The 10,843-nt window shown below is 44.8% G+C and carries 11 protein-coding genes; 9 read left to right on the top strand and 2 right to left on the bottom strand.

Annotation, left to right across the window (positions count from 1 at the left end):
* Positions 1-504: 504 nt before the first annotated feature.
* The 3 genes from EDM58_RS18210 to EDM58_RS18200 all read left to right on the top strand — a co-directional run bounded on the left by EDM58_RS18210 (position 505) and on the right by EDM58_RS18200 (position 2,446).
* The gene (locus EDM58_RS18210) at positions 505-1,053 is read left to right on the top strand and encodes a DUF1697 domain-containing protein (RefSeq protein WP_122914583.1); all 549 of its coding nucleotides are present in this window, start codon (positions 505-507) and stop codon (positions 1,051-1,053) included.
* A 188-nt stretch (positions 1,054-1,241) separates the two neighbouring features.
* Positions 1,242-1,634, top strand: a complete 393-nt coding sequence (locus EDM58_RS18205) for a MerR family transcriptional regulator (RefSeq protein ID WP_425455629.1) — start codon at positions 1,242-1,244, stop codon at positions 1,632-1,634.
* Complete coding sequence (locus tag EDM58_RS18200; RefSeq protein ID WP_122914581.1) at positions 1,631-2,446, top strand: NmrA family NAD(P)-binding protein; 816 nt, start codon at positions 1,631-1,633, stop codon at positions 2,444-2,446. The genes EDM58_RS18205 and EDM58_RS18200 overlap by 4 nt, the downstream gene beginning before the upstream one ends.
* A 163-nt stretch (positions 2,447-2,609) precedes the next feature.
* Here EDM58_RS18200 and EDM58_RS18195 read toward each other — a convergent pair whose 3' ends face one another.
* Positions 2,610-3,095 (bottom strand): MarR family winged helix-turn-helix transcriptional regulator, encoded by a 486-nt coding sequence (locus EDM58_RS18195; protein WP_122914580.1) that lies wholly within the window; start codon positions 3,093-3,095, stop codon positions 2,610-2,612.
* A 153-nt stretch (positions 3,096-3,248) separates the two neighbouring features.
* On the opposite strand from EDM58_RS18195, the gene EDM58_RS18190 reads away from it, so the two are divergent.
* From EDM58_RS18190 to EDM58_RS18170, 5 genes are all read left to right on the top strand, one after another.
* Complete coding sequence (locus tag EDM58_RS18190; RefSeq protein WP_122914579.1) at positions 3,249-3,674, top strand: SgcJ/EcaC family oxidoreductase; 426 nt, start codon at positions 3,249-3,251, stop codon at positions 3,672-3,674.
* A gap of 188 nt (positions 3,675-3,862) precedes the next feature.
* Complete coding sequence (locus EDM58_RS18185) at positions 3,863-4,843, top strand: NAD(P)-dependent alcohol dehydrogenase (RefSeq protein WP_122914578.1); 981 nt, start codon at positions 3,863-3,865, stop codon at positions 4,841-4,843.
* A 595-nt stretch (positions 4,844-5,438) separates the two neighbouring features.
* Positions 5,439-6,470 (top strand): Cfr family 23S rRNA (adenine(2503)-C(8))-methyltransferase, encoded by a 1,032-nt coding sequence (locus EDM58_RS18180; RefSeq protein WP_122914577.1) that lies wholly within the window; start codon positions 5,439-5,441, stop codon positions 6,468-6,470.
* A gap of 376 nt (positions 6,471-6,846) precedes the next feature.
* A complete protein-coding gene (locus EDM58_RS18175; protein WP_122914576.1) occupies positions 6,847-7,650 on the top strand; it encodes a helix-turn-helix domain-containing protein in 804 nt (267 codons plus the stop codon).
* Positions 7,651-7,742: 92 nt separating this feature from the next.
* Complete coding sequence (locus tag EDM58_RS18170; protein WP_023555792.1) at positions 7,743-8,153, top strand: VOC family protein; 411 nt, start codon at positions 7,743-7,745, stop codon at positions 8,151-8,153.
* A 266-nt stretch (positions 8,154-8,419) separates the two neighbouring features.
* Here EDM58_RS18170 and EDM58_RS18160 read toward each other — a convergent pair whose 3' ends face one another.
* Positions 8,420-9,184 carry an SDR family oxidoreductase gene (locus tag EDM58_RS18160; RefSeq protein WP_122914575.1) on the bottom strand — a complete coding sequence of 255 codons (765 nt, stop codon included), beginning with the start codon at positions 9,182-9,184 and terminating at the stop codon, positions 8,420-8,422.
* A gap of 216 nt (positions 9,185-9,400) precedes the next feature.
* On the opposite strand from EDM58_RS18160, the gene EDM58_RS18155 reads away from it, so the two are divergent.
* On the top strand, positions 9,401-10,828 hold the full coding sequence (locus EDM58_RS18155) for an AAA domain-containing protein (RefSeq protein ID WP_122914574.1): 1,428 nt from the start codon (positions 9,401-9,403) through the stop codon (positions 10,826-10,828).
* Positions 10,829-10,843: the final 15 nt, after the last annotated feature.

Here is a 10,843-nt window from a genome sequence, read left to right as displayed (position 1 = left end):
CTCTGGCAACATGCGTTTTCTTGGCAATATCTGCACCGACAACAAGGGTTAATTCGGTAATTTGTTGAATACGTTGATTCTGCTTTTTCGATTGCTTATACTTCATTGTGGAGTACCTCCTGTACGGGTAATTGTTCTTTGGACGGAACGTTTCCCAGTTTACAGAAGGTGCTTTTTTTATTCAAACCCCAAATTCATTCATTACAGGAATGGCTCCTAGTCATGTTGAATTTTTCACATTGAGTGTATAATGGACATTTTCATTGTGTAAGTACGCACTTTTATTTCAGATACTGTAGTAAAGGTGAGTATTGCAGCATTCGACTGATCTGGAAGCAACGGCAGCCCGGTTGGATCAAGCGAGAATTGGGTACGGTAGACCGCAGATCTTTGCTAGGGCGGTCTTTTTCTAGATTCATATGCTTTTAAGGTAATTTCTGTTAACATTGATAATCAAGGATATATAACTTCCTTCTGAAATTATGCCAATCCAGGAGGTAACGGATGGTTTATACTGCTCTACTCCGCGGGATCAATGTCGGCGGAAAAAACAAAGTAGATATGAAAATACTGAAACAATCATTCGAGCAAGCTGGAATGAACAACGTCGTAACGTACATCAATTCGGGCAATATCATTTTTACAACCGCCAACCAGTCAAAAAATGATATAGCGCAAATTCTCGAAAAAGCGATTCTGAATACCTTCGGATTGCATATCAAGGTTTTGGTGCTAAGTTTAGAAGACATGAGAAAGGTAATGTCCGCGCTTCCCGAATCATGGACCAACGATGATAAAATGAGGAGCGACGTCCTTTTTTTATGGGAGGATATCAATGACGAATCCATTCTCGATCAGCTGACCTTCAAGCCGGAGATCGAAACGGTGAAGTATGCTCCAGGCGCGATTCTGTGGGCGATTGACAAAATAAACGTGACGAAAGGCAGCATGACAAAGTTGGTTGGTACGAAATTGTATAAACAGATGACGATCAGGAATGTAAATACGACACGTAAAATATATGAGCTGATGCTGGCAGCAGAAAAGCAATGAGAAGGCTGAAGGCGGACATCAGTGGTTCGCTGTCCATTGAACTGGCTTCCTCAGCAAGCTGAATCAGCACCCCCTTGGCATTCATAAAGCAGTCAATCATGACTGCTTTTTTGTATTTTTATCCTCAAATTCTTGACCTTCACACTAATGTCAAAGTTTATTATATGGTTAGCTACCCCAATCAGGAGGTGATCGCTTTGAGAATAGGCAAGGTAAGTAAATTAACCGGCGTCAGTGCTCGTTCGATTCGACATTATGAGGAGAAAGGATTAATCAATACCTCTCGTCAAGAAAATAATTACAGGGAATTTGATGAAAAGGTAGTCGAATCCATCAATACCATTCAACTTTATCTAGGTTTAGGGCTAACAACTGATCAAATCAAAGAGATCATGTTTTGCCAATATCCTGAGCGTCAGGAACATAAGGAGAAGAACGTGTATTGCGAGGAATTACTCCTTATGTATAAGTCGAAAATGCATGAGATCAACAAACAATTAGCTGCTTTAACGGAAGCAAAGATACATTTGTCTGAGAAAATCAAGCAGATGGAACAAAAACGGGAGGAGGAAAACGAATGACCATATTAGTAACAGGAGCGACGGGGACAGTAGGGCGGCACGTCGTCGACCAACTGATTCGAAGGGGGCAGAAGGTGCGAGCATTGACGCGTAATCCACTGCAAGCGAATTTTCCTGCTGATGTGGAGGTTGTCGCTGGAGATTTAAGTGACCCGAGTACGCTTGATTCTGCATTGGTTGGTGTAAGTGGCATGCATTTGATTACAACAGGCGCTGAATATACCCCGTTACAAACGGGACCGGAACTGGTAGAACTTGCTGTGAAGGCAGGAGTACGCAGAGTTACGGTTTTATGGAACGGCGAGAAGGGTCCTTTTGAGAGGGCAGTGGAAGCAAGCGAACTGGAGTGGACTCAACTTCAAGCTTTTGAGTTTATGGCAAATGCGCGGAAATGGGCAGATTCCATACGCTCCGAGGGGCTAGTCCGGGATTTATTTGGGGGAGCACGAATTGCTCCTGTGCATGAAGCCGATATTGGAAGAGTCGCGGCAGTCGCACTGACTACGGACGGCCATGCAGGTAAAATATATACATTAACAGGGCCTGAGAGTTTGTCCGTTCAGGATAAAGTTCGGATCATTGGTGAGGTCATTGGTCGTGACATCAGATTTGTTGAGAGCTCTGAAGAAGAAGAGCGTGAGCAAATGAGGAGAATGGGGGTTCAGGAAGACGCGATTGATTACGTAATTCGCTGGCACCTCAATCCGCCTAAATCGGCGTATACGGTATTGTCGACTGTTGAGGAAGTAACAGGACAAAAGCCGTATACTTTTGCAGAGTGGGTTAAAATGAATGCCGGATACTTTATGTAATTCGAAATTCAGGCACTTGTTAGGGGAGTGGAACCGACAACGGTGGTAGAGCAGCTACACTGGCAGGGGAGAGGTTACGATCCCGCTATGCTCCACCATACAAAAATAGGAAACACGCCAACATCGGGCGTGTTTTTTTGCGGCGACGGTGCCGTATTGGCTTTCATTCCTCTTTCAGCTTGTTCATCTCGGCTAATGTCATGTCGTTGCACTGCTTGATGAAATTCAGGATCAACTGCAATTCCTCGTCCGTATATTGCGAAATGATCTGAAGCGTGGATTGCGCAACCGATTGAAACAAGGGCGAAATCCGAGCCGACCCTTCCGGCACGGACTTGACGACGACACGTCTTCGATCGTTCGGATCCTTGTCTCTGATCACATAACCTGCCTGTTCCAGCCGATCGATGACGCTCGTAATGGCACCCGTTGTAAGGCCGGTCAATTGAGCCAACTGGCCGGCCGTAACGGGACCGGTGCGATTCAGGAAATCCAGACATTTGTGATCGGTCGCGTTCAGCCCCATTTTTTCCGAGATGAGTTGATGAAACATGACCGCTCGTGCGCTATTCTGCCGCAATTCATGCAGCAATTTTTGCTGCAATGAAGAAAGATCGGCAAAATCAAATGGGAAATTTTCTGTTGACATTTGGAAACGATCTCCTTATGATGATATTATCTTAATGGATTAAGATGTTTAGTGTTATAAGATAATTGTTGAATCAAGATTTATTTGCTCCCAAGTATAGCACAAGAGGTCAGTTCCGTAATACACATTTCATTTATGAGGGGAATGGTTCAAATGTCCAACCAAGAAGACTTGAAGGCGATCGGTACACTGTTCGCGAGATTGAACGACGCGTGGAACAAAGGGGATGGGGAAGCCTACGGTAATTGCTTTACGGAAGACGCCGATTATGTCACTTTTATGGGTCAACACCTGAAGGGAAGAAAGCAAATAGCCGACGTCCACCAGATGCTTTTTAACGGTCCGCTGAAAGGCTCTGTCCTGGAATACAGCTCATTATCCGATTTGCAGCCCCGATTCGTCACGCCAGACGTAGCGATCGCGCATGCAATCGGGGAGGTTCGTCTCGCCGAGCAGGCATTTGATCCGAATGATCGGGGATCGATTAATACGAACGTGTTCGTCAAGCAGAACGGTGAATGGAAGTTGACTGCTTTCCATAATTGCCGCATTCAACCAATGCCTCAAGGCAAGCGATAATCTGCATGAATGGGGGATCTCCACCATACTTCAACCTACAACGCAGCCGAAAAACAGGCTGTGTTTTTGTTTTGCGAAATATCTGAAATTTAAGAACCGGATTCCCGTATACATAAATGAACATAAACGGCAGCTCAAACAGCGATCTGAAGGAGCAGCACGTGCCGAAATCAAATAGGAGGAAACCCATGAGGGCAATTGTGTACACAAAATACGGACCACCGGATGTTCTTCAGCTTAAAGAGGTAGCAAAACCTACCCCAAGGGACAATGAAATACTGGTGAAAATTTATGCGACAACCGTTACAGCAGGGGATTGTCGCATCCGAAAGGCTGATCCGTTCGCTGCAAGATTTTTCAATGGTCTTCTACGACCAAAAAAAGTCAAGATATTAGGAATTGAGTTAGCAGGGATAGTGGAAGCAACTGGCTTAGATGTGAAACGATATAAGAAAGGCGACCAAGTTTTTGCAGCTTGCGGTTTTGGTTTTGGTGCTTATGCCGAGTACAGATGTCTGCCTGAAGATGGGACAGTGGCCATAAAACCTGCCAATTTGACCTATGAGGATGCCGCCGCCGTTCCTGTGGGGGGGATGACAGCATTGCATTTTCTCAGAAAAGGAAACATCCGTAGCGGGCAAAAAGTTCTTATCTATGGGGCTTCCGGAAGCGTAGGTACTTTTGCGGTGCAGCTTGCCAAATACTTTGGTGCAGAAGTTACGGGTGTATGCAGTACCACGAATCTGGAATTGGTGAAATCTCTTGGAGCCGATAAGGTCATTGACTACACAAAAGAAGATTTTACCCAAAGCAGTGAGACATTTGATATTATTTTTGACACGGTTGGAAAGAGTTCGTTTTCAGGTTGTTTGAAAACACTCAAGCAAAATGGATACTATCTTCGAGCTGTCCACATGGAGCTGTTACCGATCATGCGAGGGCTATGGACTTCCATGACAAGCAGCAAGAAAGTAATAGGTGGGGTGGCAAGCAGCGATAAATCTGAAGACTTATATTTCCTCAAAGAGCTTATGGAGGCAGGCAAGGTAAAAGCGGTCATTGATAGACGCTATCGGTTGGAACAGATTTCAGAGGCCCATAGCTATGTTGAAAATGGCCACAAAAAGGGCAATGTCGTCATCATCGTGGAACATGATAATAAGCTCTAACAAAAGACAGCACTCCATTTAAAGGATCTTGTAACGTAGAAGCCGGTATGTTAAAATTTCCCTGACAATTAACGATTGGAGTTGAAGAGGATAATGTAATATTTCTTGCCACTTTTTTAAAGAATGAAGCAGGATTTGTTTTATTCTTTATTGGCAAGAAAGTTACCTTATTCTTTTCACTCAGAAAATAGATCCATTACATACCCTGCACTGGGTTGGATGTGCCGTATTTTTTGAGCTGCAAGAAAGGTAACTTTCTTGTAGCTCTTTTTTATTTTGACAAAGGAGGTTGCCGACACAGTATTGCAAGCATATCGCGACTAAGATTGTGGAACGGAAAGAAATAAACCATTTCTAGGAGGATGAAAGCGATGGAGATTGAGGTTGTAGATGATACAGTGAACCGGTTCCTGTTAGGTGAGGCGGTTCACAAAAAAACAAATCGGTTGCCGGAGGTTTACCAATCTATCGACAGGTGCACGTAGCCGAACTGTCTGCATACGTATGCGCGTTTTCTGTATAGTTGGTTCATGACGTGTCAAAGCGCCAACTGACGGTTGCTTTTTTACGTTTTCTCCGGCGGTAAGGAGAAGACATGAGACTAACCTCGAAATATGAAACGATTCGGCGAATATTATCCGACCTCAAGCAGCCCGAGTATCGGTATGCTCAGATCATGGATGCGATTTTCAAGCAAAATATCAGTGAATACGAACGGATGACCATACTGCCCAAATTTTTGCGCGACGAACTGACCCGGATGCTTGGTCCGAACGTCTGCAGCATCGTTCCGGTAAAGGAACTCACGTCGAAACAGGTCAACAAGGTGCTGTTTTCCATTGCAGGCGACGAACGCGTGGAGGCCGTACGACTTACGTATGAGCGGGGGTGGAAATCGTATTGTATTTCCACGCAGTGCGGCTGCGGATTCGGGTGCAGATTTTGCGCCACCGGTACCATCGGCTTGAAACGAAATTTGACCACAGACGAGATTACCGACCAATTGCTGCACTTTCGATTGAATGGCCACGCCTTGGACAGCGTCTCATTCATGGGCATGGGGGAGGCGCTCGCCAACCCGCATATTTTTGATGCAGTGAGGATTTTGACAGACCCGCATCTCTTTGGTTTAGGACACCGACGAATTACGATTTCCACCATTGGCCTGTTGCCGGGGATCGACAAGCTGACACGGGAGTTTCCACAGGTCAATCTAACCTTCTCGCTGCATTCGCCGTTCGACGATCAGCGAAGCGAGCTGATGCCGATCAACGACCGATTCCCAGTCCGCGACGTGCTGGAGGCATTGGATCGTCACATCCGCCATACAGGGAGAAAGGTGTATATTGCGTATATTCTTCTTCGAGGTGTAAACGACTCGACGTCGCATGCGGAAGCAGTTGCCGAGCTGTTAAGGGGAAGGGGACCTGGGGAACATCTCTACCACGTTAACCTGATTCCATTCAATTCGACTGAGGTTACGCCAGACAGCTATCGGCAATCTGATCCAGATCGGATTAAAGCGTTTGTTCGGATATTGAAGTCAAAGGGCATCAAAATCACCGTCCGAACGCAATTCGGATCGGACATTAACGCAGCATGTGGCCAGCTATACCGCTCTGAATAATCGATATGTATTACGCCGGACGCAGTAGGCTGCGACTGGAAATTAAAACGGTTGCCATGAACAGGGCAGCCGTTTTGATTTGCGGCATAGGCTTGCAAGAACATAAAATGACGGTCCTGCCTGAGTGGGGAGTTATCGAATATTCCTTGATGAATAAAGATCGCTCCGACCTGCTCATAGACCGTTAGTTCACGTGTCCACACTTCAGATAACCCTTGAACTGATGGTAAAGCGCAGCACTGGAAGTGGAGAGGTAAGTTACATATATTTACATATCGATTTCCCGAATGATAAAATAATCAACAAACCAAGGCGGAGGGAGACACGCGACACGACGTTTTATTCGATGTAAAAAGCAACTCGTCGCGTATGATCTATGATACTGCACACATATGTACCGCAAATGCCGTTATCGATGTTTATTGAGAGTTTTTGGTATATGCAAGGGTATCATCCTTCACATTCCAGGGAGTTGGCATTACCAGACGGCTCTGTTGAAGTTGTCATCAATCTCGGGGAGGAGCAGAACCGACTCTTCAATCGGGAAAACAAAGAGCTGTTGCTCGGTCATACCATTATTTGTGGTCCGCATGTAGATTGCTTTGTCATAGACACTTCCAAAGAGGCGACTATATTGGGTATCCATTTTAAACCGGGGGGCATTCGCATGTTTATGAAGGAACCCCTGTTTGAGCTCCTTAATACACATATTTCGCTGGATACTTTTTGGGGAGCCAGAGCAAATGAACTTCGTGACGAACTGCTGGCTGCGCGAACGCCGGAAGTGATGTTCCGAGTACTTGAACGAAGATTGCTGTCATTTGCGTCGCTGCCGATGGAACGAAATCCCTCAGTTGACTATGCGCTGAAAGAACTGCGTCATTCCCGGGTGTCCAAAGTAATGGAACACATCGGTATGAGTCATAGGAGATTCAATCAATTGTTCAAAGAAGAGATCGGCATGACGCCGAAGCAATTCCATCGCATTTATCGTTTCCAGGAAGCAATGCGCATGATAGGGAATAGCGATACGATCATATGGACGGATATTGCGCTCGCTTGCGGTTATTACGATCAAGCTCATTTCATCAAAGATTTTCAAGCCTTTTCCGGCATCAACCCAAGTGATTACCGTTCCATATCAGGAAGACACCATAATCACGCTGCGCTTCCCAGCTAAGTTCAGAAATTTACAATACAGGATTTTGCTTGCAGGCTAGAATGAACATAGTAGCCTGTTTTTTTATTCCATCAGAAAAAGGAGGAAGTATAATGAGTGATACGTTTACGCCGAAAGGATACCAACATGTTACGCCGTACTTCACGGTAAAAGATGCGAATCAGTTGATTGACTTTTTGAAAATCGTATTCGATGCCCAGGTGTTGAATCGGGGGATGAATGAGCATGGCTTGATCACACATGCGGAAGTTCGAATCGGAGACACGATCGTTGAATTGTCTAATGGAAATGACAGGTTTCCGCCAAGAACGAATACCTTGCATATTTTTGTACCCGATACGGATGAGTGTTACAGGCGGGCACTTGATTTGGGCGCAACCTCCCTCTATGAACCGGCGGATATGCCTTATGGAGAGCGCAGCGGCGGCATCGAGGATCCGTTCGGCAACCACTGGTATATCGCGACTTTTACGGGAGGCGAGGGGAGTGGTTACTACGGATGAGGTTTCACGCTTTCCCTGCCGGAAACAGAAGAACACGAGTAGTGGGGGAAGTTATCGTTTCGGGTGAAATAGGAAACACACCAACATCGGTGTGTTTTTTGCGTCCTACGACACGTCTTCGATGGTTCAGATCCTTGCTGCTTGTTCCAGCCGATCGATCACGCTCGTAATGGCCCCCGTCGTAAGGCCGGTCAATTGAGCTACTGGCCGGCCGCGACGGGACCGGTGCGATTCAGGAAATCCAGACTTTTGCTTTTGTCATTTTCTTACAAGTGAGAAGCTCCACTCGCATCAATGGATTGTCCTGTCACCCAGCGGCTGTCTGGGGAGGCTAAGAACGCTGCGATATCAGCAATATCATCGGGCTGCCCCCACCTGCCAAAGGCAGAAAATGAAGCGCCGAATTTGTACGAGTCCGGATCATTCAACATACCGGCATTCATATCTGTTGCTACGAATCCAGGCTGGATTGCATTAATTGTAATGTTGCGTGTAGCGACTTGAGTGGATAAAGCCAAGGTCAACGAATCGATTGCTGCCTTGCTCATACTGTACGCAGGGATCGCGGGCAGAGATATGCGGGTTACAGCAGAAGAAATATTGATGATACGACCTTCATCCCGTAATCGAGGCAATGCTTGTTGAAGGAGAAAAAAGGGTGCCTTAACGTTGATTTTCATGATTTCATCAAATGATTCTTCCGTTGTTTCTTCAATAGGAGCACTGAGAGAGGTTCCTGCATTGTTAACCAAAATATCGAAGCGGCTGCTGCCAGTACGCTGCATTAACAAATGATCCAATGTTTGATAGAATGTCAAGACACTTTCGTAAGAATCAAATTTCGTTCCAATGGCAAAGGCACTTCCTTCATGACTCTCGATTTCACGAACGACAGATTCAGCCCCTTCCTCGTTAGATCCATAATGCACGACTACTAATGCTCCTTCTTTTGCTAACCGCAAGGCAATAGAACGACCAATACCTCTGCTTGCTCCAGTTACGAGAGCGATTTTTCCATGTAAACGTTTCATGGCTTCATCTCCTTGTGTTGTTCTTAGCTTCTTTTTTAACACAAGGATCATTTCAAAATGTTGCCTTCCCATTCGTGCGAAACAGTCGGATAGACGGAGAAGTGTAAAATACTGAGTAAATTGGAAGTGAGGGGAAGTTTGTATTATGATAATTGGATGGAAGGCGCTATCTGTGCCTTTTCATATTCAAAAAGTTCTACATATTAGGAGAAGGTTATGAATATTTCTGCACAAGCTATCACACAATATTTTAGGAGTATCGTAGCGGCCAATTCTCATTCCGGCATCGATTTTAAGACCGATGCTTTTTACATACTGAATCTAGAAGAAATCATCAGGGGACAAATTGATCAAGAGGTCAGTACGAAAATTTTTATAGAAGCGAATAAATCCGATGATGAGCGAAACAAGGTGCAAAAAAACGCACTGAGTGTCCTTATTTGCATGAAAACGGTAAAAACCATTTTTGAAGCATACGAGAAGACGCAAGATGAGATTGATGAATTAACGGGAATATACTTTATTCCAGCGATTCTATATCGAGATGGTAAGCTTGCGTATAACAGCAGCGACAAGAAAGTTCCATGGTTTCCACGTGAATACTTGCAACCTATGGTAGAACCTAAGCTTTCTGTTGGCCATGTGGATGACGTCGATCGATTTATCAGCAACCATGTAGATCGGATGGAACAAATGAAGACTTGGGGAGATTACGTCACATACTTCAAAGAGTTTTATGAGCATGTCACAAAAGCGAAATTTGAACAACACGAAATTCCAAGTCAAGAAGATGAGGATTCACCAATAGAGTTAGAGAATCATGCGTACCTTTTTATTGATCGTACAGTAAACTCTTCATTCCATATCATGAATTTGTATAATCATCTGTTGAAGGTAGACAAGCCCTTGCGTTTATATGAACAATTTGTCTCGCGGGAGCCGGCCAAATTAGTTCCATTACTTGAAAACGATCTGGCGAATATGAAGCTTCATTCAGGTCAGATGGGTGGAGAATATCCTTTATCGCCTTCACAAAGAGAAGCGATCAATCATTTCAATCACATGCAGGACGGCGAAATCTTGGCCGTAAATGGGCCGCCAGGTACCGGGAAAACAACTCTTCTACAGTCGGTCGTTGCCGATTTATATGTAGATAGAGCGTTAAAGCAAGAAAAAGCGCCACTCATCGTGGCTGCTTCTACGAATAATCAAGCTGTTACAAATATAATTACATCTTTTGGAAACCTCAACAAAGTCGGCATTTCCAATCTAGAGGAAAGATGGATTGAAGGGGTGAAAAGCTTTGCTACTTATTTCCCCTCGACCCAAAAGATAAAAGAAGCCCAACAAAGGGGATACCAGTATACGAATTCCACAGGGGAGTATTTTATTGCAAATCTAGAAGCAAAGGAAAATATTGAAAAGTCAAAGATCAAATTGTTACATAACTGTAATCTATATTTTGGAACAGACTATACGGAACTACGCGACTGTCAAAAAAAGCTGCACGATGAATTGTTGTTTATGGAAGCAAAAAAGCAAGCATTGCTCATTTTGAGTAGTGATGCCAAGCGATTTTTAGGTAGCGGGACTCGAATCGATACGTGCCTACAGACGCTAGAAATAGAGATGGAACACCTGTAACTGCTAAACTAAATT

The sequence above is a fragment of the Brevibacillus panacihumi genome, from assembly GCF_003710985.1.
GTDB lineage: Bacteria > Bacillota > Bacilli > Brevibacillales > Brevibacillaceae > Brevibacillus > Brevibacillus panacihumi.
This window is presented reverse-complemented; position numbering and strand designations above follow the sequence as displayed.

Coding starts and splice junctions, on each gene's coding strand:
- EDM58_RS18210 (WP_122914583.1), top strand. CDS start 505: ATGGTTTATACTGCTCTACTCCGCGGGATCAATGTCGGCGGAAAAAAC.
- EDM58_RS18200 (WP_122914581.1), top strand. CDS start 1,631: ATGACCATATTAGTAACAGGAGCGACGGGGACAGTAGGGCGGCACGTC.
- EDM58_RS18195 (WP_122914580.1), bottom strand. CDS start 3,095: ATGTCAACAGAAAATTTCCCATTTGATTTTGCCGATCTTTCTTCATTG.
- EDM58_RS18190 (WP_122914579.1), top strand. CDS start 3,249: ATGTCCAACCAAGAAGACTTGAAGGCGATCGGTACACTGTTCGCGAGA.
- EDM58_RS18185 (WP_122914578.1), top strand. CDS start 3,863: ATGAGGGCAATTGTGTACACAAAATACGGACCACCGGATGTTCTTCAG.
- EDM58_RS18180 (WP_122914577.1), top strand. CDS start 5,439: ATGAGACTAACCTCGAAATATGAAACGATTCGGCGAATATTATCCGAC.
- EDM58_RS18175 (WP_122914576.1), top strand. CDS start 6,847: ATGATACTGCACACATATGTACCGCAAATGCCGTTATCGATGTTTATT.
- EDM58_RS18170 (WP_023555792.1), top strand. CDS start 7,743: ATGAGTGATACGTTTACGCCGAAAGGATACCAACATGTTACGCCGTAC.
- EDM58_RS18160 (WP_122914575.1), bottom strand. CDS start 9,184: ATGAAACGTTTACATGGAAAAATCGCTCTCGTAACTGGAGCAAGCAGA.
- EDM58_RS18155 (WP_122914574.1), top strand. CDS start 9,401: ATGAATATTTCTGCACAAGCTATCACACAATATTTTAGGAGTATCGTA.